Annotated in this window: 17 protein-coding genes; 7 read left to right on the top strand and 10 right to left on the bottom strand. The window is 43.6% G+C overall.

Annotated features, from left to right (window positions below; all coding sequences use genetic code 11):
- From QQK21_RS11535 to QQK21_RS11520, 4 genes are all read left to right on the top strand, one after another.
- Entirely contained in the window at positions 1–984 is a 984-nt protein-coding gene (locus QQK21_RS11535) for an ABC transporter ATP-binding protein (protein WP_284192424.1), read from the top strand.
- Positions 985–1,018: 34 nt separating this feature from the next.
- Complete coding sequence (locus QQK21_RS11530) at positions 1,019–2,014, top strand: ABC transporter ATP-binding protein (RefSeq protein ID WP_284192342.1); 996 nt, start codon at positions 1,019–1,021, stop codon at positions 2,012–2,014.
- A gap of 56 nt (positions 2,015–2,070) precedes the next feature.
- Positions 2,071–3,846, top strand: coding sequence for a glycoside hydrolase family 9 protein (locus QQK21_RS11525; RefSeq protein ID WP_284192341.1), 1,776 nt, complete (start codon positions 2,071–2,073; stop codon positions 3,844–3,846).
- 64 nt (positions 3,847–3,910) lie between these two features.
- On the top strand, positions 3,911–5,830 hold the full coding sequence (locus QQK21_RS11520; protein ID WP_284192340.1) for a beta-N-acetylhexosaminidase: 1,920 nt from the start codon (positions 3,911–3,913) through the stop codon (positions 5,828–5,830).
- A 13-nt stretch (positions 5,831–5,843) separates the two neighbouring features.
- Here QQK21_RS11520 and QQK21_RS11515 read toward each other — a convergent pair whose 3' ends face one another.
- From QQK21_RS11515 to hrpB, 10 genes are all read right to left on the bottom strand, one after another.
- Positions 5,844–6,875, bottom strand: coding sequence for an ABC transporter ATP-binding protein (locus QQK21_RS11515; protein WP_284192339.1), 1,032 nt, complete (start codon positions 6,873–6,875; stop codon positions 5,844–5,846).
- Positions 6,875–8,500, bottom strand: coding sequence for an ABC transporter permease (locus QQK21_RS11510; protein WP_284192338.1), 1,626 nt, complete (start codon positions 8,498–8,500; stop codon positions 6,875–6,877). The genes QQK21_RS11515 and QQK21_RS11510 overlap by 1 nt, the downstream gene beginning before the upstream one ends.
- 138 nt (positions 8,501–8,638) lie before the next feature.
- Positions 8,639–9,658 carry a Fe(3+) ABC transporter substrate-binding protein gene (locus QQK21_RS11505; protein ID WP_284192337.1) on the bottom strand — a complete coding sequence of 340 codons (1,020 nt, stop codon included), beginning with the start codon at positions 9,656–9,658 and terminating at the stop codon, positions 8,639–8,641.
- A 139-nt stretch (positions 9,659–9,797) separates the two neighbouring features.
- Entirely contained in the window at positions 9,798–11,027 is a 1,230-nt protein-coding gene (locus tag QQK21_RS11500; RefSeq protein WP_284192336.1) for an ammonium transporter, read from the bottom strand.
- A gap of 25 nt (positions 11,028–11,052) precedes the next feature.
- On the bottom strand, positions 11,053–11,391 hold the full coding sequence (locus QQK21_RS11495) for a P-II family nitrogen regulator (protein ID WP_284192335.1): 339 nt from the start codon (positions 11,389–11,391) through the stop codon (positions 11,053–11,055).
- 174 nt (positions 11,392–11,565) lie between these two features.
- Positions 11,566–11,937: a YacL family protein gene (locus QQK21_RS11490; protein WP_284192334.1), complete on the bottom strand. Its 372-nt coding sequence runs from the start codon at positions 11,935–11,937 to the stop codon at positions 11,566–11,568.
- Positions 11,938–12,052: 115 nt separating this feature from the next.
- The gene (gene acnB / locus QQK21_RS11485; RefSeq protein ID WP_284192333.1) at positions 12,053–14,650 is read right to left on the bottom strand and encodes a bifunctional aconitate hydratase 2/2-methylisocitrate dehydratase; all 2,598 of its coding nucleotides are present in this window, start codon (positions 14,648–14,650) and stop codon (positions 12,053–12,055) included.
- 286 nt (positions 14,651–14,936) lie between these two features.
- Positions 14,937–17,225 carry a patatin-like phospholipase family protein gene (locus QQK21_RS11480; RefSeq protein WP_431313113.1) on the bottom strand — a complete coding sequence of 763 codons (2,289 nt, stop codon included), beginning with the start codon at positions 17,223–17,225 and terminating at the stop codon, positions 14,937–14,939.
- 58 nt (positions 17,226–17,283) lie between these two features.
- On the bottom strand, positions 17,284–19,641 hold the full coding sequence (gene mrcB / locus QQK21_RS11475) for a penicillin-binding protein 1B (RefSeq protein ID WP_284192332.1): 2,358 nt from the start codon (positions 19,639–19,641) through the stop codon (positions 17,284–17,286).
- The gene (gene hrpB, locus QQK21_RS11470; protein WP_284192331.1) at positions 19,638–22,097 is read right to left on the bottom strand and encodes an ATP-dependent helicase HrpB; all 2,460 of its coding nucleotides are present in this window, start codon (positions 22,095–22,097) and stop codon (positions 19,638–19,640) included. Before hrpB ends, mrcB begins: the two co-directional genes overlap by 4 nt.
- Before the next feature lie 54 nt (positions 22,098–22,151).
- Here hrpB and sfsA point away from each other — a divergent pair, with 54 nt between their 5' ends.
- The 3 genes from sfsA to gluQRS all read left to right on the top strand — a co-directional run bounded on the left by sfsA (position 22,152) and on the right by gluQRS (position 24,392).
- Entirely contained in the window at positions 22,152–22,865 is a 714-nt protein-coding gene (gene sfsA, locus QQK21_RS11465; RefSeq protein ID WP_284192330.1) for a DNA/RNA nuclease SfsA, read from the top strand.
- A gap of 139 nt (positions 22,866–23,004) precedes the next feature.
- Positions 23,005–23,451, top strand: coding sequence for an RNA polymerase-binding protein DksA (gene dksA / locus QQK21_RS11460; RefSeq protein ID WP_284192329.1), 447 nt, complete (start codon positions 23,005–23,007; stop codon positions 23,449–23,451).
- Positions 23,452–23,522: 71 nt separating this feature from the next.
- On the top strand, positions 23,523–24,392 hold the full coding sequence (gene gluQRS, locus QQK21_RS11455) for a tRNA glutamyl-Q(34) synthetase GluQRS (protein WP_284192328.1): 870 nt from the start codon (positions 23,523–23,525) through the stop codon (positions 24,390–24,392).
- The last annotated feature ends 61 nt before the right edge of the window (positions 24,393–24,453 follow it).

Below are 24,453 nucleotides of genomic sequence, written 5' to 3'. Positions count from 1 at the left end.
ATGACTACCCCTCTGATTTCTGTCCGTAACCTTTGTGTTGACTATCTAACTGATGCAGGTGATGCACGTGCTTTAAGCAAGGTTAGCTTTGATATTTCTGCTGGAGAAATTTTGGGCTTAGCTGGGGAATCTGGCTGTGGAAAATCAACCCTTGCCTTTTCTCTAATGCGGTTGCACAAACCACCTGCCTTTATCACTGAAGGGGAAATACTCTTTAACGGTGAAAACATTCTCAACTACACCAGTGAACGAATGCAGAAATTTCGCTGGCGTGAAATATCAATGGTCTTTCAAAGCGCAATGAATGCCTTAAATCCTGTACTGACCATGGAAGAACAATTTTGTGATGTCATCATGTGCCATACCAATATGACACGCAGCCAAGCTCGAAAAAGAGCTCAGGACTTGCTGGAGATCGTGGACATCCATCCCAGTCGTCTCAATGACTATCCTCACCAATTTTCGGGAGGCATGCGCCAGCGCCTTGTGATTGCTATCGCCCTCGCTCTCAACCCCAAAATGATCATTATGGATGAACCTACCACTGCATTGGACGTGGTGGTACAAAGAGAAATACTGCAAAAAATCTATGCTCTGAAACAGGAATTCGGCTTTGCTATTTTATTTATTACTCATGACCTTTCTCTTATGGTCGAGTTTTCACATCGAATTGGCATCATGTATTCGGGAGAATTAGTAGAAGTTGCCCCATCAAATAAGATTCTAAACGCCCCTTATCATCCATACACTCAAGGGCTAGGACAGTCATTTCCTTCATTGACAGGTCCAAAGAAAAAACTGACTGGAATAGCTGGCAATCCACTTAACCTTTTAGACATCCCCTGTGGTTGTCGTTTTCAAGCACGTTGTCAACAAGTTCACGACATTTGCTTCAAGAAGAACCCGAAACTCAGACAAATTGAACCCAATCATTTATCAAGCTGCCACCTATATGGTGACCCAATAGTCCAAATCAAATGCTAGTTTGTAACTATTCACACAAAATATGGAGAGCTAGATGAGCGACCAATATGGACAATTACTGATAGAAGGAAGAAGTCTTATCAAAGATTTTCCGATTAATAGCAACACCTTAAAGCAACCAGTAATGCGAGCAGTTCAAGATGTCTCTTTTAAAATGTACAAAAGTCGTGGACTTTCAATAGTAGGGGAATCAGGGTCTGGTAAATCCACCATCGCAAAAATGATCGCTAAGATGTATACGCCAACTGCAGGTTCGATCCAGTATCGAGGTAAAGATATTGAGTCCATTCGCTCACGTTCAGAGCTTCTGAACTACCGAAAAGGCGTTCAAATGGTATGGCAAGACCCATTTAGCTCACTTAACCCAACTCATAATATTTTCCATCACCTAGCTCGTCCTCTGCTGATTCATAACAAGGTTGCCAAGAATGACAAAGAGCAACTCAAAGCTCGGGTATATACCATTTTGCAGCAAGTTGGCTTAATCCCTGTAAAAGAAACCGCGCAAAAATTTCCTCATCAGCTTTCTGGTGGGCAACGCCAAAGAGTCAACTTAGCGCGTAATATAGCCGTTGATGCTGAGGTTGTTTTAGCCGACGAACCCACTTCTATGCTCGATGTTTCTATCCGCGCTGGCGTGCTTAACCTGATGGAAGAAATGAAGTTTGAAAAAAACATGTCGCTACTCTACATCACCCATGACATAGCAACCTCTCGCTACATTGCCGAGGATATCGCCGTTATGTACGTTGGCCATATGGTTGAATGGGGTGATACAGAAGAAATCATCCACTACCCTCAACATCCCTATACTCAACTGCTGATTTCAGCGGTACCAGACCCAAGTAAATCTTTTCACGAAGCGTTAAAAAGCAGCAAAGGAGAAATCCCACTTTGGACCCCAGAATCTACAGGTTGCCCCTTTGCAACTCGGTGCCAACACGCAACGAGCAGATGCACAGAAAAACTGCCTGAAGTGACACAACTGGCAGATAATCACTATGTACGGTGTTACTTATATCAGAGTTAGTAGTGAGTCAAATGTCAGATTTTTGAATAATCACAAAGGAAAAGTCAGAGGGATTCATGCAAATACTCACAAACCAGATTGGCTATGAAAGATTTGGACCCAAAAAGGCTATTTTAATGCTTGGTGATCTCTCTTACCTTCCAGACGGTATGATTAAACTCATCAACGCAGACGATGAAAACTGTGTCTATTGTTTCTCACTCGGAGAAAAAGGTCATGTGGAAAGCTGGCATCAAGGGGGCTTTTGTCATCTCGATTTTTCTTCATACCAAGGTGAGGGCCGATATTATTTACGCCTAGATCACCATAACTCTTCGACGTTTCAAATCTCAAACAACCTATTGTGTAACTCTACTCTTTCAGATGTTCTTCATTACTTTAAATCTCAGCGCTGCACTGGTATTTACGATGAGCAAGACAAACATATTCATGTGTTCAATAGCCAAACCTACGTTGACGTACATGGCGGCTGGTATGACGCATCGGGCGATGTCAGCAAATATCTGTCTCACCTAAATTACGCTAACTTTCTCAATCCACAGCAAACACCAATCCTTGTGTGGAATTTAATCAAAGGTTTTGAGCTTAGCCAAAAAGCCCAAAGTTTGCCCGATTTTATCCAGCAAAGAATGCTTGATGAAGCCTTGTTTGGTGCAGATTTCTTAGTCAGGATGCAACATAGCAGCGGATATTTTTACACCAATGTTTTTGACACATGGTCCAAACAAGTTCACGACCGAGAAATATGCAGCTATTCCACCCAACAGGGGCATAAGTCCGATGATTATCAAGCAGGCTTTCGCCAAGGAGGAGGCATTGCCATTGCCGCTCTCGCCGCCGTTGGACGAATAAAAAGGGAAAGAGACTGTCAAACCCACCACTATCTCAGCGCAGCCATTTTAGGTTATCAACATCTAAAAGAATATAACCATGATTATCTCAACGATGGGCAAGAAAATATTATTGATGAGTATTGTGCGCTCATAGCCAGTGTGGAATTATACAAATCAACTCATCAACCTTGCTATTTAGAAGAAGCGCGAGCTTGGCGAGCTAAACTCACCAAACGGCAGCAATCCGATAGCAACATTCGTCACTTTTGGTCAGCAAATAACGATGGTTCTCGTCCGTATTATCATGCAGCAGAAGCAGGCCTTCCCGCGATTGCACTTTGTGAATATTTGAGCATTGAGCACGACCAACAACTCACTAAATCGACCATCACAACACTGATTCAGGCCTGTCAATTCGAACTTGCGATCACTGACAAAGTATTCAATCCCTTTGGTTACCCAAGACAATACGTCCAAGATCTACACAAAGACAAAAGAGATGCCTTTTTCATCGCACAACATAATGAAACAGGCTATTGGTGGCAAGGTGAAAATGCACGTTTGGCATCACTGGCAGTAATGGCCTATTTAGCCCAGCCATTTATTGCAGATATCGAGTTAAAAAATCACTTAACACAATACGCTCAGAATGCTTTAGATTGGATTCTAGGTCTAAATCCCTATGATATGTGCATGCTTGATGGGCATGGACGAAACAATCCAGACTATCTGCCACAGCTTGGTTTTTGCAACGCCAAAGGTGGCATATGTAATGGCATTACTGCAGGGGTAGGCACGCCTTCGGATATCGCATTTAACCCTGAAACTTACAAAGATGACATGTTAAACAACTGGCGATGGCGAGAACAATGGCTACCTCATGGCGCATGGTATTTATTGGCGATCATCACTCAGTCATGCCATTTTCACCATCCAGAAGGTAATCATTCTGATTCATTAATAGCGAGCCTTGATAACAAGAATGGAAGGCAAGAATAACTGTCTCAATTCAGACCATCATCTTGATTAAATCCAGAGCATAGATTTTACATAAAGGGAAATTATGAATTATCATCTTGAGCTTACGGTCGTCTCAGAAAACCCTGAACAAAGCCTACTTCGCTTAACACTTTACAGCGACTGCGAGCATTCTCTTTCAAATTGGTCACTACAATTTCTTTTTGAGCGTAGAATTAAGCTGGCTAGTCTGACCCATGGTCAGATAAAACAAGTTGGTAGTTTTTGCACAATCACGCCTAATAACCACGAAATAGATAAAAATACCCCCTATTATTGTGAATTTATTGTTTTATCACCTCCGCTTCGTTTTTACGATCATGGCATCAAAGAAGCGCTGATTACAAACCTAAATACCAATCAAACACTGCCTATCACTCTAGCTCCGATCACTCTGTTTAATTGCCATACCAAGCAAGCAAATTTGACGCCTCCCCAAGCAATGAGTGTGGGTCTCATTCCACAACCTGATATTATCCAACACCTTGAAGGGGATATCCATCTACCTAATCCAGTCCATATATCAATGTGCACCCCCATGGCGGAAAAGGCACTAACTTGGTTAGAACAAGAAATAAATGCCGTTTTTGGCATTCAATCTCAAAACAAAGAGCACAGTGACATTGTCTTTACTCTTAACCCCAACCTAGAAGATGAACACTACAAACTAGTGGTGGATAGTGGTGGTATTCAATTAGAAGCTAATTCGCCAAGTGGCTTTGTTCATGCTAGTGCAACCTTGTTACAACTCATTAAAGATTCGCACGGTATTTTCGCCGTTCCTAGAGTTAAAATCTTCGATTGTCCGAGATTTAGCTATCGTGGCTTGATGCTAGACTGCGCACGACATTTCCATAGCATCAACGTCATCAAAAGGTTGATTAATCAGCTAGCATATTACAAATTTAACTATTTTCACTGGCATTTAACCGATGATGAAGGATGGAGACTGGAGATCGATGCATTTCCTCAGCTCACTCAAATTGGCGCTAAACGTGGGCCAGACAGCCAACTTGAACCTCAATTGAGTCACCTTACTTCGATCCATGAAGGCTATTACACTAAGCAAGAAGTGCGAGACGTTATTGCTTATGCAGCAGAGCGCTCCATTACCGTGATCCCAGAGATCGATATTCCCGGTCATTGTAGAGCTGCGATAAAATCTCTCCCTCATCTATTGCATGATAGCGAAGATTCATCTGCTTATCTCAGTATCCAGAATTACCGCGATAACACCCTATCTCCGAGTCTCGACGGTACCTATGTATTTATCGACAAAGTGCTCGAAGAAGTGGCACTACTTTTCCCTTCTCCTTGGATTCATATAGGGGGAGATGAAGTGCCTAATGGTGTGTGGAAAGACAGCCAAGCTTGCCGGCATTTAATGCTAGAAAACCATTATAAAAGTATTAGTGAGCTTCAAGGTCATATCTTAAGTTATGCTGAAAACAAACTTAAAATGCTTGGAAAGCGTATGCTAGGCTGGGAAGAAGTCCGACAAGGTAATAAAGTCAGTAACGATACGGTAGTTTTTTCGTGGGTCAATGAGAATGCGGCCCTCGCGAGTGCAGAACAAGGCTTTGACGTGGTACTCCAACCAGCCCAAACGACCTATTTTGATCTCGTACAAAGCTCAAATCCCGATGAACCCGGCTCAAATTGGGCAGGCATACTTACTTTGGAAAAAACCTACCATTACCAACCTATCGCGCAAATTCCTCAATATAGTCCAACTTTTCAACGGATATGGGGCATCCAGTGCGCACTCTGGTGTGAACACATAGACGATCAAGCTAAAATAGATTACATGTTGTTCCCAAGATTGACGGCATTGGCTGAAGTCTGCTGGACATCCGAGCAACAGCGTAATTGGCCAAATTATCTAGCACGTTTAAAACAACACTTATTGTTGATGGACAAACAAAAAATCCAATACCGTCAACCATGGCACAGCGATAGTGAATAACATCACTAAGAAGTCAGAATGCCAGTACTCCTTGAGTTTCAACTTTAACCGAGACTGGCTGCCCAATGGCTAAAGGTTCTGCTGAACTGGCGATTAATCTACTGCCACTGGCATCAATAACATAACGGCAATGATCACCCATAAACTGCTGCTCAAGAACCGTTACACTACTCTGTTCAATAGCACTAATCTGGATATGCTGTGGGCGCAATAATAATTCACATTCGGCATCAATAAGAATATCTTGCTGCGCCTTAGCTTCCACAAGACCAAGCTCAGTTTCAAATTCGCGCTCAGAAATACGCTTTGCAAGCAGATAGCTGCCTCCACCGAGAAAGTCTGCAACAAACTTGCTTGATGGCTGAAAATACAATTCACTGGCTGTTCCATATTGTTCAATAACGCCATGGTTCATCACTGCCATTTTATCGGCAAAAGCAAATGCCTCTTCACGGCTATGTGTAACAAAAATAGCCGTCACTCCTTGCTGTTTAAAGATCTTACGTATTTCACCGATCAGTTCATGACGTACTTGAGTATCTATATTAGAAAATGGCTCATCCAACAATAACAAGTCAGGGTTGTAAGCCAATGAACGGGCAATAGCAACGCGCTGCTGCTGCCCGCCAGATAACTGGTGTGGATAGCGTTTTTCATATCCAGTAAGATGAACCAGTGCCAGCATCTCTGAGACTTTTACTGACTTTTCTTTTTTGCTGAGAGTTTTTAGACCAAATGCCACATTCTCCTCCACCGTCAAATGAGGAAATAAAGCATAATCTTGAAATATCATCCCAATATTGCGTTGCTCAGGCGGTAGCCAGCTAGAACCATTATCTATCAATTTTCCGTTGAGATTCATGGTCCCAGAACTCAGTGGCAGCAAACCCGCAATCGCTTTTAGTAAAGTCGTTTTCCCACAGCCACTGGCACCAAGCAAACACACAATCTCTCCTTGGCTTACATCCAAAGATAGGGATTCCAATACCGTGGTCTGCAAATCATATTTGCATGTCAAATTTTTGATAGATAAGGCACTTTTCATCAGTGGGTATGCTCCAGCGAACGGTTAACCAAAACAAGTGGGATCAATCCAACTAATACCAACAATACTGCCGGCAAAGCAGCCAACTCTAGTTGTTCATCAGAGGCAAAGTTATACACATACGTTGCCAAGGTTTCAAAATTGAAAGGTCGAAGCAAGAGGGCTGCATTGAGCTCTTTCATCGATTCGATAAACACCAGTAACCCCGCGATCAATGCTCCACGTCGAATGAGCGGAAAGTGAACACGCCACAGCATTTGATTGGAATTGCAGCCCATGGTGCGAGAGGCCATATCAAGTGAAGGAGAGATCTTATTTAAACTGCTCTCAACACTACCGATCGCCACAGCAGAAAACCTCACTATTAAGGCAAAAATCAAAGCAAACATAGAACCAGAAAAGATCAGACCGGGCTGGCTGATGTTGATCATTTTTGCCAGATCATTCACCAAGTGATCCATAAATAACACAGGTGCCATAACCCCAATCGCCAATACAGTACCGGGCACCGCATACCCTAAAGACGATAAACGCATAAAGGCTAGACTCTGACCATTAGTTACCACTCGATGGTAAAAATTCACCACAAGGGCAACAACAACGCCAATTAATGCCGCTGTGAGCGAAACATAAAAGCTATTTAAAGCATATTGACGAAACTCTGGGGTCCAGCTTTGATAAAAATACTGATACGCGTAGGTTAACAATTGCCAAAGAGGAAAGGCAAAAGCGACTATCACCAACCCCCAGCACCAAATCAAGGCCAACCATTTTCTCCAACCTTGTAACTGATAGCGAAAATCTTCACTGCTGTTGAATTGATTCTGAAATAACTTTTGTCGGCGACGACTGTAGCGCTCTGTACTAAGCAGTAAGACAACAAAAATCAGCATGATCGCCGAAATTTTAGCGGCGGCAGTAAGGCTTGAATAGCCTAACCAAGTATCATACACAGCGGTAGTTAACGTATTGACCGCAAAGTAACTTACAGTACCAAAATCACCAATCGTTTCCATCGCAACAAGCGATAGTCCAACGGCAATAGAAGGCCTCGCTAGTGGTAAAGAGATGCGGTGAAAACTTTCCCATGGTGAACATTTCAACAGGCGTGCCGATTGCAATAAAGAGGCATTTTGCTCCATAAAAGAAGCTCGGCAAAGCAAATACACATAAGGATATAAAACCAGCGACAACACAAAAATAGCGCCAGACAAGGTTCGGATATCCGGAAACCAATAATCACCAGCCCCCCACCCCATAATATCTCGAAGAAATATCTGCACTGGCCCCGCAAAATCTAGCCAGTCAGTAAAAATATATCCCACAATATAACTCGGCATCGCCAAAGGTAGTACCAGAGCCCACTGGAGGATACTTTCCGTTGGGATTCGACACATCGCCATTATCCAAGCCGAAGGAATGCCAAACAATGCAGACAATAGCATGGTTCCGACAGCCAAAAGAACGGTATTTAAGGTATAGGTCGGCATGACGGTTGACAGAAGATGAGAAAATAGCTCGTCTGTCTCACCAATCGCCGTCAAAAATATTGCCAAGATCGGTAAAACCAGCAGTAAGGCTAGCATCCCACTACTGGTTTTCCATATATGTAGTTTTTCTTTCATCGTCTAATAATCATAGGTGCATGCACACTATGCACCTTTAACACGCTAAAGGATAGTTTATACCTTCATATCCTAGTAACCTCAAGTTGCTCAGATATTCTGAACGACACGAGGCTTTACAAACGCAGTGTTGAACAATTACAGATCGAATTTCACTTCATCGAGCAACTTTATCGCAGCGGCATGATGATCAGCAATTTCATCTAAAGAAATTGTATCTGCTTTGAAATCTCCCCAAGAGGCAACAAGCTCGGAACGCTTAACTCCATCTTTAACTGGATATTCATAATTCACTTCTGCATACATGCTCTGCGCTTTGTCGCCAGACAAAAATTCCATCAGCTTGAGTGCATTATCTTTATTGAGTGAATACTTAGCCATGGCCATACCAGAGACATTGACATGAGTCCCCGTGGTTTTTTGCGATGGGAAGTTAATATACACAGCATCTGCCCAAGCTTTTTGCTCTTTGTCGTTGTACATTTTACCTAGGTAGTAGCTGTTACCTAAAGAAACATCACACAGACCTTCTTTAATTGCTTTTACCTGAGCGCGATCATTGCCTTGAGGCTTACGAGCTAAATTTGATTTAACGCCTTCTAACCACTTTTTCGTCTCAGCTTCACCTTGGTGAGCAATCATGGAAGAGACAAGCGAGACGTTATAAGGGTGTTTACCACTGCGAGTACAAATTTTTCCTTTAAACTCTGGCTTAGCAAGATCTTGGTACGTAAAGTCTTCACCAAGTTTACCTACACGCTCACGAGAAGAATACACACTGCGAGTTCGCGTCGTTAACGCAAACCACTCGTTATTCTGATCCTGATATTGCGGCGGAATATTCATCTCAAGCACATCACTTGCGACTGGCTGAACCAAGCCTTTGTCTGTCAATTCAGATAAACGGCTAATATCAACCGTTAAAATTACATCGGCAGGACTATACTCTCCTTCCTGAGCGAGTTTCTCTGCTAAGCCAGTTTTTGCAAACTTAACGTTAACTTTGATACCCGTTTCCTTAGTAAACTCATTAAACATAGGCTCAACCAAAAAAGGTTGACGGTAGGAGTAGACATTTACTTCCTCAATTTCACTTGCCATTAGCGTCGGTGCCAAAGTGATACAAGCCAAAGCCGAAAGAGTCAGCACTTTTTTCATTGGTTCAAGTCCTTTAGTAATGATAACGTTTATCAGTTGCGTTATTATATGTATCACGACTTAGAACTCAATCGTTGAAATGAGAAAACCTGCCATGGTCGGCAGGTTTTTGATGTTTTTATTTGTAAGTGATTGTGACTTATTTGACGGTGACAAACTCAGGGTATGCTCCAACACCACAATCATGCATATCCATTCCCTCGAGTTCTTCCTCTTCAGCCACGCGAATACCAAGAGTAGCCTTGAGTAAAGACCACACGATCAGACTGCTGATAAATACCCAAGCAAAAATAGTCATCGCACCAAGCAACTGAGCTGAAAAACTGGCTTCAGCATTACTAAGGGGGACAACCATCAAACCAAAAAAGCCACAAACCCCATGTACAGAGATGGCTCCGACCGGATCGTCTATCTTTAATTTATCCAACGCTATAATGCTAAACACAACTAAAACACCTGATACTGAGCCAATTGCAACCGAATAGATTGGAGATGGTGATAAAGGATCTGCCGTGATGGCAACTAAGCCAGCCAAGGCACCGTTCAGTACCATGGTGAGATCAGCCTTGCCCCAGGTTGTTTTACAGACGAGTAGCGCGGCAAAAGCACCCGCAGCTGCCGCTGCATTTGTATTGACAAAGATTTTTCCAACCGCCGTCGCATTGGAAAAGTCTGATAACATCAGCTGAGAACCACCATTAAACCCAAACCAGCCAAACCACAGAATAAAAGTGCCTAATGTTGCCAGTGGCATATTTGAGCCTGGAATTGGATAGATTTCACCATTTTTGCCATATTTGCCACGACGAGCTCCCAGTAATAACACACCCGCAAGCGCTGCCGCCGCCCCAGCCATATGGACAATGCCTGAACCAGCAAAATCACTAAACCCAGCCTGAGATAAGAAGCCACCTCCCCATGTCCAATAACCTTCTATAGGGTAGATCAACGATGTCAATACAGCAGAGAAGATGAGAAATGACCATAGTTTCATTCGTTCAGCGACGGCACCTGAAACCACAGACATAGCGGTAGCCACAAACACAACCTGAAAGAAAAAATCGGACTCTAGAGAATGATCGGCTCCTTCACTCTGCGTTCCAATCAAAGCGCCTATTGAGGGCAACCAATCTCCTTCTATATTGCCGACATACATAATGTTGTAGCCAACAACAAGATAAGTGGTACAAGCAATGGCATAAAGGCATACGTTCTTGGTTAATATTTCAGTTGTATTCTTTGAACGCACCAAACCCGCTTCCAGCATGGCAAAACCCGCAGCCATCCACATGACAAGTGCGCCTGAGATTAGGAAGAAAAACGTGTCCAGTGCGTAACGCAGTTCAGTTACTGTTGTGGTAAGTTCCATTATATTCTCTCCAGTCCTAAGGTTCTCATAATGCTTCCGCGTCCATTTCACCGGTGCGTATACGCACTGCTTGGGTTAAGTCATAGACAAATATTTTCCCGTCACCTATTTTTCCGGTATGAGCGGCCTGAGATATAGCCTCAACAACTCTATCGATATTTTCCGCATGTGTTGCAATTTCAAGCTTAACCTTAGGTAAAAAGTCGACTTGATATTCAGCCCCACGATAAAGTTCAGTATGGCCCTTTTGGCGCCCAAATCCTTTGACTTCTGAAACAGTCATACCTTCCACCCCAATATCTGCAAGAGCTTCTCTAACATCATCCAATTTGAATGGTTTAATAATCGCATTAATGATTTTCATCTTACCCTCTCAAGGCTTATAGACTTTAAAGCCTTCAATCCAAGCATCATGCCAACTTATTAAGAGATTGATATTTAGATGATTTATCCTTTATGGAACAGAATAAAAAGCAAAGGGCGCACCACCATGGTGCGCCCTTTCACAATAATGAGGCAAATTTCTAAACTGTCGCCTTTATCTAGATTGCAAAAATGCTTTCCATTGTTCAAATAAAGATAAGAAGTCCTCTAACCCGCAGCAGGATTTACTTTCACTATCGTAATAATTCAATTCACTATCCTCTGGCAGTATTTCACCATGGTCTAGCACATTTTCTTGAACTATCACTTCATCGCCCTGAATAACCAAGGATATTTCACATCCTAGTAGCTTGTGCTCTAGCAATGGAGATTGCGTAGCTCTCTCCAGCAAAGCTTCAACTTGCTGTATTTTCTGCCTATCTTTACCAATTTCTTCTTCCAGCCAGCGACCTAGAATTTCATGCCCCATACTGGGCTTTACATAGTATTCGCCCATAAGTGTGTTGCGAATAAATTCAAATTCCATCGTATCTACCTTATTTGAGAAGGATGCAGAGTATATAAGGACGATTTACAAAGCTCAAAAAGAAAAGCGCCTGTCAGTAACAGGCGCTCGAATTAATGATATTGTCCTTAGACCGTTATGCTGGCTCTTGGAAAATAACCGTATCCGCTTTTTTGGTATACTCTTCCATTTTGTGGAAATTCAAATAGCGATACGTATCGGCTGCTGTTGCATCTATCTGCTTAGCATATTTTAGGTATTCATCCTTGGTTGGAATTCTACCTAGAATCGCACCTACAGCCGCTAATTCAGCAGAGGACAAATAGACATTGGCTCCATTACCAAGACGGTTAGGGAAATTACGGGTAGACGTTGACATTACCGTCGCTTTATCTGCAACCCTAGCTTGGTTACCCATACACAAAGAGCACCCTGGAGTTTCAATACGCACACCAGCACGACCATATATTCCGTAATAGCCCTCGGCAGTGAGTTGATCTCTATCCATTTTCGTTGGAGGAGCCACCCAAAGGCGAGTATCGAGCTGACCACCATACTGCTCTAGCAGCTTACCTGCCGCTCGGAAGTGACCAATATTCGTCATACATGAGCCAATAAAGACTTCATCGATCTGTGTACCTTGAACATCAGATAGAAGACGAGCATCATCGGGATCATTTGGCGCACAAAGAATCGGCTCTGTAATTTCGGCTAAATCAATGTCAATCACATGCGCATACTCTGCATCTGCATCCGCTTCCATTAACTCTGGATTGGCAAGCCACTCTTCCATCGCAGTGATACGGCGTTCGATAGTACGGCGATCGCCATAACCTTCAGAGATCATCCACTTCAGCATGACAATATTCGAGTTGAGGTACTCTTCAATTGATGCTTGCGAAAGCTTAACCGTACAGCCTGCAGCAGAACGCTCTGCCGACGCATCAGACAATTCGAATGCTTGTTCTACTGTAAGATGCTCAACCCCTTCGATTTCAAGTACTCGTCCAGAGAACTCATTGATCTTACCAGCTTTTTCAACCGTAAGTAGGCCTTGCTTAATACCATAGTAAGGAATAGCGTGAACAAGATCTCTGAGGGTAATACCTGGCTGCATCTTACCTTTGAAGCGAACCAAGATAGACTCAGGCATATCCAGTGGCATCACGCCTGTCGCGGCAGCAAAGGCCACTAAGCCCGAACCTGCTGGGAAAGAAATACCGAGTGGAAAACGGGTATGAGAATCACCCCCCGTTCCCACAGTATCAGGTAGAAGCATTCTGTTCAGCCAAGAGTGAATTACACCATCACCGGGGCGTAGAGACACACCACCACGATTCATGATAAAATCAGGCAGTGTGTGGTGAGTATTCACATCAACCGGTTTAGGGTATGCTGAAGTATGACAGAATGACTGCATAACCAAATCAGCAGAGAAGCCCAAGCAAGCAAGATCTTTTAATTCATCTCGCGTCATTGGGCCTGTGGTATCTTGAGACCCTACCGTCGTCATTTTGGGTTCACAGTAAGTCCCTGGGCGAATACCTTCTACCCCACAGGCTTTACCAACCATCTTTTGGGCTAGAGAATAACCCTTGCCCGAATCGGCGACTGTGCCGGGTTTGCGGAAAATATCTGACGCTTCAAGACCCAGTGACTGACGCGCCTTTTCGGTCAAACCACGACCAATAATGAGCGGAATACGCCCACCAGCACGAACTTCATCAATCAACACCTCGGTTTTCAAGCCAAATTCAGCCAGCGTTTCACCTGTAGCATGGTTACACACTTTGCCTTCATACGGATAGACATCAATGACATCACCCATATTGAGCTTAGATACATCGACTTCAATGGGTAGAGCACCGGCATCTTCCATTGTGTTGAAAAAGATAGGGGCAATTTTTCCACCAAGAACATAACCACCAGCACGCTTATTCGGTACGTAAGGAATATCATCACCCATAAACCAAAGCACAGAGTTGGTCGCTGATTTCCTTGATGAACCCGTACCAACAACATCTCCCACATACACCAACTGATGACCTTTTTTCTTAAGATCTTCTATCTGAGTAATTGGGCCTATGCTGCCAGATTGATCTGGGTTAATGCCATCACGTTCGTTTTTCAACATAGCAAGAGCATGAACAGGGATATCAGGACGAGACCAAGCATCAGGAGCAGGGGAAAGATCATCTGTGTTAGTTTCACCGGTCACCTTAAACACAGTTAAGGTGATTTTTTTCTCAAGTTCAGGCTTGGATAAAAACCATTCAGCGTCTGCCCAAGACTGCATCACTTGTTGAGCGTATGCATTTCCCGCTTTCGCTTTTTCTTCTACATCGTAGAAAGCATCAAACATGAGCAAAGTATGAGACAACGCTTTCGCCGAGATCGGAGCTAACGCTTTGTCTTCAAGAAGTTCAACAAGGGGAGCTATGTTGTAGCCACCTTGCATTGTTCCAAGCAACTGTGCTGCTTTTTCGCGGCTCACTAGAGGAGATTGAACCTCACCTTTAGTCACTGCAGTTAGAAAACCCGCTTTTACATAAGCGGCCTCATCGACACCCGGAGGGATGCGATTCTCAAGTAAGTCAAGAAGTACGGCTTCTTCACCTTGAGGGGGATTTTTCAGTAGTTCAACAAGACCAGCGACTTGTTCAGCGTCTAGTGGTTTTGGAACGACTCCTTCAGCAGCACGCTCTGCGACGTGTTTACGGTAGGCTTCAAGCACGACTTTTTCCTCTCATTGCGGTTTCTTCGTTATTATTACTATTATTCAAAATTAACGAAGTAAACATCCTTGGAAACTTGGTTCTCAGTAATCATGCTCTTATGCAGAACTTGCATTAAAGAGACCAAACTTTGGGCGTCAGGATAGCAAATTTAACGATAAATTAAAATCTCATCACCTTGACCAACATAGCAAGTTATAACTAAAGTCCCATGATTTTCTTTACTTTGTTCGCCCATTTACACACCCTGTTACTCAATGATTCATACTATTAATTATGGAGTAATTATTTAAAACTGGTTCCAATAATAAGATAAAAAGAATCGTAATTTTGCTCTGTTCGACCATAAGCTAACATTATAGGCCCTATAGGTGAGTCAACACCTGCGAATATAGAGCCAGCGCCATAGAGGGGGGCTTTATCTGCGCTGATACTAGGGTCTGACCACACTCCTCCATATTCTATGGATGCCCCGAGATAAAAAGGCGATGAAAATAGACCAAAATCATTGTCAAACCATCGATAGCGATACACTAAACTGCCAAAAATTTTATTCTGACCAATAAGGCTATTTCTTGGTATGCCAGATAAATTTAAAAAACCGCCCAATTCTTTGGGATCTATGATCAATGCCGAGTTTTTACTCTCAACCACACCGATATCTAGATTTGCTACTAAAGTGTGACGAGAAAAGCTCTGAGCATAGATAGCTTTAGCTCCATACTCAAAAGCCGTGTCCTCATCATATCCCTCGAACACACTGCCGCTGGTTCCCACACTATCATCATGTGATACCAAATAATCCAGGTCCAGATACCAACCTTTATTTGGTAAGCTGTAGTTATCTAAGGTATCGATACTAAAATTGACAAACCCTCCGACTCTTTTATATGCCACATCTCCCAAAGAGGGGAAAGAGGCCAATTTTCCAGTGCCATCTGTATATCGAACACCCAGCTTAACTCGACTCCATAGTGCATTTTGGTAACCGACAGCCCATTCTGCGCCCCATTTATTGAATGCCAGAGGAATGTAATCTCGAGTCGCACTTAATGACGTATCTGTCATTCCTCCGCTGGGAAGATTCACTTTCTCACTGGTGTATGAGCCACTCACTGTCGTGAATAAGTCTGTTTGAAACAGAAGTGGGCTATACAACTCGCCCAAAATAAGTTTATCCGAGCCCATTTCAACATTGAGCCTAAACTCAGCACCCAGTGAATTTAAGTCGGTAAAGTTGGTGGATACCCCGATAGAGTACTGACTATCTGTTTGAAAATCATCTTCTAAAAAGAAGCGAAAGTTAACATAGTTAGGCCCCCACGACTTCTCTCTAACATTCACAACCAGTGCATTTTGGTTATCAATTTCTTCATAACGGTAAGTAATAAGCTCAAATCGGTCCAACGCATAGAGACTTTGAACACTATTTTCAATGTCCGTTGTGGTGTAGCGTTGTCCAGGCTTTAATTTAAGATACTTCTTTATCGCCTCTTCACTGAAATGGCTGTGGTTATGAATAACAATATCATCAACAACAACCTGATCGCCATATCTTAGCTTTCGCCTAGCATCTTCCTTGCGATCGATATAATCTTGGTACTCAGATGACGATACACTGTATCGCTCAAGCAATGTTTTGCTAGCAATAGCGGCTTGATAGCCTTGCTGGTAGGCAAACGGCATTTTGTCGAATTCTGCAGTATCCATATCCCCAACCTTAGGTTGAAGAAAAACATCTTTATCTGTCAGAGTACTAGCTTGGCGGCTAGTGGTGCTCTTAACTAAGTAATTGGAGAGTTGATCAGCAACTGTGAATAAGGTTGTAAATTCCTCTTTTTCTTTATAGTCCGTGCTGATATCCACGGCAATAACAATGTCCGCTCCAAGTTCTCTTGCCACATCAACAGGCATGTTGTTAGTCACCCCGCCATCGACTAACAATTGATCATTAAGTTCATAAGGTGGCAAAGCGCCCGGCACAGACATACTTGCCATCATGGCATCAACTAAATAGCCATCACCAATCACCACAGGTTTGAGTTCTAGAATGTCAGTGGCAACAGAGCGATAAGGAATAGCCAGATCATCAAACGATATAAAGGGGGGGAGATTACCAGAAGTCTCTCGCAGAATTTTCAACATCCCCTGCCCCTGAACAATGCCTCGAGCAGCATATATCTCTCCCCAGCGTAGTCCTAGATCGGTTGTCAGTTGATATCTATCCTCATATTCTTTATCACGCACGCGACGTTCACTGCGATCAACCCTGTCACGGTAGCCACTATTCCAATCAACCGTTGTTATAAAACTCTCTATTTCATCTGCACTCATACCGGTTGAGTATAAGCCGCCCACATAAGCTCCCATACTGGTTCCGGTAATATAATCCACTGGAATCTTGAGCTCTTCCAAAGCCTTAAGTACACCAATATGCGCCGCTCCTTTTGCGCCTCCTCCAGCGAGTACGACAGCAATTTTAGGCCGCTTCAATTCATCCGGTTGCAGGGATTCTTTCGCAAACACACTTGACAGCGCAAACGCACTGATGAGAAAAAAGAATACCTTATTCACTCTTCCATTCCCTTTTTGGCAACACACAGTAAAGCTTAATTGATGGATAGATTGATAGCTACCAACTAAATAACTTCTTAAGCCATTGAGTAGGCTGGCTATCACATTTGGCTTTCAATCGATTATCCACATCCCACATAGGAAGTTTAAAAGTATTGCCACAATCTAACTCAAGACTTCCATTACCCGTATGAGCAAAACCGAGAGTGCTGATACCTTGAGGCCAAGGTAAGGATAGAGTCTCTGGAATACGATGATTTAAATAGTCTGCATAAACTCTTAGCGCACCACTAGAACCTGTCAGTTTAGTGGGTTGATTGTCATCGCGCCCAAGCCATATGGTCGTCACTTCACGGCCATCAACACCAACAAACCAACTGTCTCGAGTGTCATTACTGGTTCCCGTTTTACCCGCTAGTGCAGCCCAACCAAATTGACTATTGAGATAACGACCCGTCCCCTCCATCACACCTCGTTTCATGGCGTAGGTGGTGAGCCAAGCGGCTTGCTGATCAATGGCTTGAGATGTTCGAGGCAAAGATTGAAATAGCACATTCCCTTCTTTATCAACCACTGAACGCAGGGCAGATAAGGGAGAACGCTTACCTGAATTGGTTAAAGTTTGGTACATCTGCGCGACCTGAAAAGGGGTCAACGTAAAAGAACCGAGGAACATTGAAGGGACAGGCCGAATTTCTTTAGGATCCACGCCCAATTTTTCCAGTGTATTGATCACATTGGGAATCCCCAGCTTCATACCCAGCTCGACAGTCGGTACATTGAGAGATTTGGCCAATGCCAAGTATAAGGGAACATCTCCGCGAAATTTTCTATCATAATTACGCGGCGACCAAACGCTTCCTTTTGAGCCTTTTAAACTAATCGGCTTATCATGCAAAGTGGTGGCAAGGTTATATTTTTGTGGTTGCTCCAAGGCCGTTAAATAGACCGCTGGTTTAACCAAAGAACCAATTTGACGGCTAGCATTCAGTGCTCGATTAAAGCCATCATAACCGGTACGCTTTCCACCAACCATGGCGCGAATTTCACCAGTATGACGATCAACGGCAATTGCCGCGCCTTCCAAAGACTTGCCTGCAACTTGGCTCAATTGTGGGATTTTCCTTGCAATTGCCTGTTCAAGCTCATGTTGTGACACAGGGTCAAGCGATGTAAATACCTTCAAGCCAACGTCAGACTGGAACGCACCTCCGAGCTTTTCTTTTAACTCAATGTTTAGTTGCTGAAAGTAGGCTGGCTGGCGGCTAGCTATGCTTGGGTTCGCTTGAATATCAAGAGGGCGATTAACAGCCATTTCATATTGGCTGGCAGTTAGGACGTCTTGTTGCATCATCAAACGCAACACGAGATCTCGACGTTCTTTAGCCCTATCGGGGTAACGGATTGGATTGTAATAAGAGGGCCCTTTTACCATTCCGACAAGTAAGGCCAACTGATCAATTCTGAGCTCCTGAATAGGTTGACCAAAATACAAGCGAGAGGCTAATCCAAAACCATGAATGGCCTCGCCCCGACTTTGGCCAAGATAAACCTCATTAAGGTAACCTTCCAAAATACGATCTTTGCTGTATCTGTAATCAATAATGAGCGCCATATAAGCTTCTCGAAGCTTGCGCCACAGCGTTCTGTCGCTAGAAAGAAAAATATTCTTCGCTAACTGCTGAGTCAGGGTACTTCCCCCCTGAACCGTCCGTCCTGCTTTCAAGTTAGCAACCATAGCACGAGCAATCGCAAGTGGTGAGACACCATCATGCTGATAAAAATCCCTATCTTCGGTCACAAGTAGCGCATCAACCATGATTTCAGGAAACTGATCTCGCCTGAGAAATAAACGTTGCTCATCATGATCTTTTTCTAACATACCCAGCATTTTCGGCTCAATACGCAAGTAGCCAAGATCGCCAGAAGTCTCTCGTGATTCAATCCGCTTCAAGCCTGAAGAGTCAAAATATAGCATCACATGACGATCGGGCTCCGGTCCGTTCGTAAACTCAAATGGACGACGAAATAATTCAATTTTAGTCGCAGAAGAAGAGTATTCACCGGGGTAACGAGGGTGGCGAACTTTACGGTAGTTAAGGACATCCAACTCGTTACGCACTTCTTGTATTGAAATACTATCTCCAGGCGCAAGATTTAAAATTCGAGCATAAACTACAGTAGGTAAATCAAACAATTGTCCTTCAAAACGTTGCCTCACTACACTGTCTAGATAAACACCAACAAAGAGGATTAGTACTAAACCAGCGAGACACACCTTCCACGAGACACTCCACACGACTTGCAACCAGCTGCGGTGATTGGTTGTTCCTTTACGTTTCGGTGATGAAGGTTTTCGTGCTGGCCTCTTGCTATTTGCCGCCTTGCTATTGTTTGAGGTTGTTTTTTTGCTCATGAGTTCAGTTGTCGCTTCGTTTTTGTTGTCGCCACATGATTCGCTGGGTCATCAGGCCAAATGTGCTTGGGATAACGCCCCTTCATTTCTTTTTGTACTTCTTTGTAGGCTCCTGCCCAAAAGCTTGCCAAATCTCCTGTGACTTGCAATGGACGCTGAGCAGGTGATAACAATTCGACTATTAAAGTTTTACGCCCTTGCGCTATTTTGGGCGACACTTGTTCACCAAACATTTCCTGCATTCGCACAGACAGCACAGGCTCTTGACCTTGTTGGTAACGAATCTTTTTTTTCGTCCCTGTTGGAAGCATGTAATCTATCGGTAGCCATTGGTCTATTTTCTGGTTTAGAGGCCAAGAAAGATAGGACATTAACGCGGGTTCAATATCCATTTTCTGCATTGTTTTAAGAGAACTGACCCCAACTAAATAAGGCTCTAACCAAAGTTCGAGATTGTCCAGCAACGCTTGATCAGACGAGTTGGGCCATGGTTGCTCAGGTAGCCAATCCTTAGCACAGCGAATTCTTTCAAGTAGCTGCTTACTTTTCTCAGACCAGTTTAATACAACTAACCCTTTACGTCTTACATAGCTGAGTAAAGCTTGGGTCATTTTTTCAGGTTCAGGGCTAGGTAACGCTGTTCGTTCAATAACCAAACGTCCGATACGCTTTTGAGCTTCTGCTAACAAGCGCCCTTTCGCATCATCCCAATCAACATGGTCATGACTCTGAACCAGCTCAGGACACCATTGCTCAATTGAAGACAATTCCAGTTCCGCAGCTAAAAAAATACGTGATGATCCTGAGTGGCTACGTATAAGATCAGCAACAACTAAATAATCTGCAGTAGAAAGCCTTTCCTCACTCGCCATTTCCGCTCCATGGCCGTTCGCGAGCAAAAACTTTCCGATTTGTCTGTCACGTAACTGTGCGATTCGATCAGGAAAAGCCGTTGCTAACATAACAGCCACTATGGATTCATCAAGATGTCGAAGTGAAAAGTCTGCTTTGAGTTTGCGTGCCAATGCTAAGCTTCGTTGATACACCTCTTTCTGCTGAGCGTGTTTCCCTTGTTTAAAACGATCAAAGGAGTGTAAAAAATTGATGCAATTTCGCTCCGGTGATTCGAGTAATGCGGCAACCACAGGCCCAGTAGCTTGCCAACTAGCTGCATTTGAATAAGTTAGCATCGCCGCAATTCTAGGCTCTACCCCCAATTCACCAGCGAGCTTTCCCCGCACTGTTAATTGATATGTATTGTCAATGAGGCCAAGTCTCATAAGAAGCTGCTTTGATTGTTCAATCGCACTCTTGGGAGGAAGATCAAGCCACTTTAAGTCCGATGGTTCAGCGGCTCCCCACTGCGCTAATTCGAGCACTAAAGCCGACAAATCTGCCGACAAAATCTCGGCTAGAGGAACCTCTGGTTGTTGATCAAGCTGATTTTTTGAATATAACCTGACACAAATACCGGGTTCTAATCGCCCAGCCCGACCAGCCCTTTGCTCTGCCGATGATTGCGCAATACGAGTTTGTTCAAGCTTAGTGACGCCATTTTTCACATCAAACTTAGCAATACGCTGTAAGCCTGAATCTATTACAATACGTATGCCTTCTATCGTTAAAGATGTTTCGGCAATATTAGTGGCCAGCACAACTTTTCGCCGTCCTTCAGTAGAAGCCTGAATGGCTGCCTGTTGCTGCTGAAAACTCAACTGCCCGTATAATGGACAAATATCTATAGACTCTGGTAAACCAGATAGATTCTCAGCCACACGTTTTATGGCCGTGACACCGGGCAAAAACGCTAATAGTGAGCCGGTTTCTCTTTCCAACAAGGTATGGATCTGTGCCACCATAACGTGTTCAAACCCTTGGTTGGGTTTGATAGGGGGGTATCGATAATCAACAGGAAAGCTTCGTCCTTGTGATTCGATATATGCCGCGTCTGGCATCAATTGACCAAGCGCATCTTGATCTAATGTTGCTGACATTATCACGAGCTTCAAATCACGTCGAAACACATCCTGAACTTCAAGAGACAGCGCCAAAGCAGTATCAGCATGAATACTCCGCTCGTGAAATTCATCAAAAATCAGTAGTGATATATCGGAAAGTTCCGGATCAGTTTGGATCATTCGGGTTAAGATCCCCTCAGTCACGATCTCTAACTTAGTATCGGTGCTGACTTTTACTTCACCTTTCACTCGATAGCCAACGCGTTGCCCGACGCTTTCCCCAAGCTGATGAGCTAAATAGTGAGCAATATTTCGCGCTGCCAGACGCCTTGGCTCTAGCATGATTATCTTTCCGTCAACTGCGGCCTGAAGCAATAATTGCAGTGGAAAATGGGTCGATTTACCAGCACCTGGTGCCGCTTTGAGAATCACTTGAGAATGAACTTGGACAGCAGAGAGCAACTCTGGCATCACGCTCTCTATAGGTAGCTGTGACAATGGGGAAACCTTATGATGTAATAATGCAAATATTGTACATAAATTCGCTCTCAAATGAAGTTTGAACCTCAGCTACAATCTGCAACCTTGATTAAGCGCTACAAACGCTTTCTTGCCGATGTCCGCTTAGCCAATGAATCAGAAATGACTATTCACTGCGCCAATACTGGGTCAATGACTGGCTGCGCCAATGTCGGAGACACTATTTGGTATTCGACATCAGACAACCCTAAACGAAAATATCCCCATAGCTGGGAACTAACACATACTGAGCATGGCGACACCATCTGTGTTAATACTGCAAGGGCAAACCAACTCGCGGTAGAAGCAATCGACGCCGGAATAATATCGGAGTTGGTTGGATATGAACAACTGAAGACCGAAGTGAGATATGGAGAAGAAAATAGTCGAATTGATATACTGCTCATATCATCTCAACAACCTAACTGCTATATAGAGGTGAAAAGCGTGACATTACTTGATGAAGTACATCAAGGTCAGGGCTACTTTCCCGATGCTGTAACGACTCGTGGACAGAAGCACCTGAGAGAGCTCACAAAAATGGTCCAAAATGGATACAGAGCAGTACTTTTATTCACAGTTTTGCATTCTGGTATTGAAAAAGTCTCTCCTGCACACCATATAGACCCACAATATTCAAAATTATTGAAGAACGCGCAAGAACAAGGCGTTGAAATACTGTGTTACTTGGCACAGCTATCAAATACGGAAATGAAACTAGTAAAACCTATTCGTTTCATTGGTTAAGAGAAAAAATGATGTCATCTTCACATTGACAGTAAGTTTACTCTAGAGTGTTTGCCTCACATTGTTCTTTTTGCTATAGATAGCCGCCTTAAAATCTAACTGCGAGGGCAGTAGATTAGGTGTTAGTAGGAGATGCTGCATGCCAGAATCAAAGAAAAAAGCGCTAGGCATCCTAGCCATTGCAGGGGTTGAGCCATATACAGAGAAAGCTGGTGAAGAATATATGTCATCAGAGCAAATGGCTCATTTCACTAAAATCTTGACCGCGTGGCGTAACCAACTTAGGGAAGAAGTTGATCGCACCGTTCACCACATGCAGGATGAAGCTGCAAATTTCCCAGATCCAGTGGATCGTGCATCTCAAGAAGAAGAATTTAGCTTGGAGCTCCGCAACCGGGATCGCGAGCGTCGTCTGATTAAAAAAATTGAAAAAACCCTGAATAAGATTGAGGAAGATGATTTTGGTTTCTGCGAATCTTGCGGTGTAGAAATCGGTATTCGCCGATTGGAGGCTCGCCCAACAGCTGATTTGTGTATCGACTGTAAAACGCTGGCGGAGATCAAAGAGAAGCAAATGCAAGGCTAAGTGTGAAAATAACACTGGCACTAGAGGGAGCTATGGCTCCCTTTTTAATTTAGCGAGACGAGACAATTGAGATGACTTACATTGGCCGCTTTGCACCCTCTCCCTCAGGTCCGCTGCACTTTGGGTCTCTTATTGCAGCGCTAGGCAGCTACTTTCAAGCAAAATCTTTGCAAGGGAAATGGTTAGTGCGCATTGAAGACCTCGATCCCCCAAGAGAAGTAGCGGGAGCGGCAGATCTCATTTTACGAACTCTGGAGGCCTATCACCTTCACTGGGATGGAGAAGTTGTTTATCAAAGTCAACGTCACTCTGTGTATCAAGCGCAACTGGACTTTTGGCTAAACTCTGGGCAAGCTTACTATTGCCAATGTACACGTAAACAAGTCAAGGCAATGGGCGGATACTATAACGGAACTTGCCGAGAGAAGATGATAGAAACGAGCGACAATTGTGCCATTAGGCTGCGCATGACTCATCCCGTAGAATGTTTTAACGACAAAAAACATGGCCAGTTTCGAGTACCATCAGATCTTGCCAAAGAAGACTTTATTGTTAAACGCAGAGATGGCCTATTTGCTTATAATTTGGCTGTCGTAGTTGATGATATCGATCAGGGTGTGACCGAAATAGTTCGCGGTGCTGATTTAATTGAGCCAACAGGCAGACAGATCAGTTTGTATCATATTCTCAATCATCCACCCGTTCACTACGTGCATCTTCCATTAGCCTTAGACAAATTAGGTCAAAAACTGTCCAAACAAAATCACGCACCAGCGATAGATATAAACCAGCCTAAACCGATTTTGATTGATGCCATGCAATTTTTAGGTTTTGAATTAAATAAAGAAATTAAACAAAGTAGTGTGAGTGAGATCATTGATTGGGGCATCGCAAACTGGACAATTGATCAACTGCCAGATGTCATTACTGAGGGATCTTGACTGTCATTACTGAGGGATCTTGACGGGATAAATACCATTCGACTCTGTCGTATCCTTACAT

The organism is Vibrio zhanjiangensis (assembly GCF_030161235.1).
Taxonomy (GTDB): domain Bacteria; phylum Pseudomonadota; class Gammaproteobacteria; order Enterobacterales; family Vibrionaceae; genus Vibrio; species Vibrio zhanjiangensis.
Note: the sequence above shows the minus strand (reverse complement) of the source record. Positions and strands in the feature narration are given on the sequence as shown.

What these genes read in the sequence shown, in the direction of transcription:
- QQK21_RS11535 (WP_284192424.1), top strand. Translation starts at nt 1, where the DNA reads ATGACTACCCCTCTGATTTCTGTCCGTAACCTTTGTGTTGACTATCTA.
- QQK21_RS11530 (WP_284192342.1), top strand. Translation starts at nt 1,019, where the DNA reads ATGAGCGACCAATATGGACAATTACTGATAGAAGGAAGAAGTCTTATC.
- QQK21_RS11525 (WP_284192341.1), top strand. Translation starts at nt 2,071, where the DNA reads ATGCAAATACTCACAAACCAGATTGGCTATGAAAGATTTGGACCCAAA.
- QQK21_RS11520 (WP_284192340.1), top strand. Translation starts at nt 3,911, where the DNA reads ATGAATTATCATCTTGAGCTTACGGTCGTCTCAGAAAACCCTGAACAA.
- QQK21_RS11515 (WP_284192339.1), bottom strand. Translation starts at nt 6,875, where the DNA reads ATGAAAAGTGCCTTATCTATCAAAAATTTGACATGCAAATATGATTTG.
- QQK21_RS11510 (WP_284192338.1), bottom strand. Translation starts at nt 8,500, where the DNA reads ATGAAAGAAAAACTACATATATGGAAAACCAGTAGTGGGATGCTAGCC.
- QQK21_RS11505 (WP_284192337.1), bottom strand. Translation starts at nt 9,658, where the DNA reads ATGAAAAAAGTGCTGACTCTTTCGGCTTTGGCTTGTATCACTTTGGCA.
- QQK21_RS11500 (WP_284192336.1), bottom strand. Translation starts at nt 11,027, where the DNA reads ATGGAACTTACCACAACAGTAACTGAACTGCGTTACGCACTGGACACG.
- QQK21_RS11495 (WP_284192335.1), bottom strand. Translation starts at nt 11,391, where the DNA reads ATGAAAATCATTAATGCGATTATTAAACCATTCAAATTGGATGATGTT.
- QQK21_RS11490 (WP_284192334.1), bottom strand. Translation starts at nt 11,937, where the DNA reads ATGGAATTTGAATTTATTCGCAACACACTTATGGGCGAATACTATGTA.
- mrcB (WP_284192332.1), bottom strand. Translation starts at nt 19,641, where the DNA reads ATGAGCAAAAAAACAACCTCAAACAATAGCAAGGCGGCAAATAGCAAG.
- sfsA (WP_284192330.1), top strand. Translation starts at nt 22,152, where the DNA reads ATGAAGTTTGAACCTCAGCTACAATCTGCAACCTTGATTAAGCGCTAC.
- dksA (WP_284192329.1), top strand. Translation starts at nt 23,005, where the DNA reads ATGCCAGAATCAAAGAAAAAAGCGCTAGGCATCCTAGCCATTGCAGGG.
- gluQRS (WP_284192328.1), top strand. Translation starts at nt 23,523, where the DNA reads ATGACTTACATTGGCCGCTTTGCACCCTCTCCCTCAGGTCCGCTGCAC.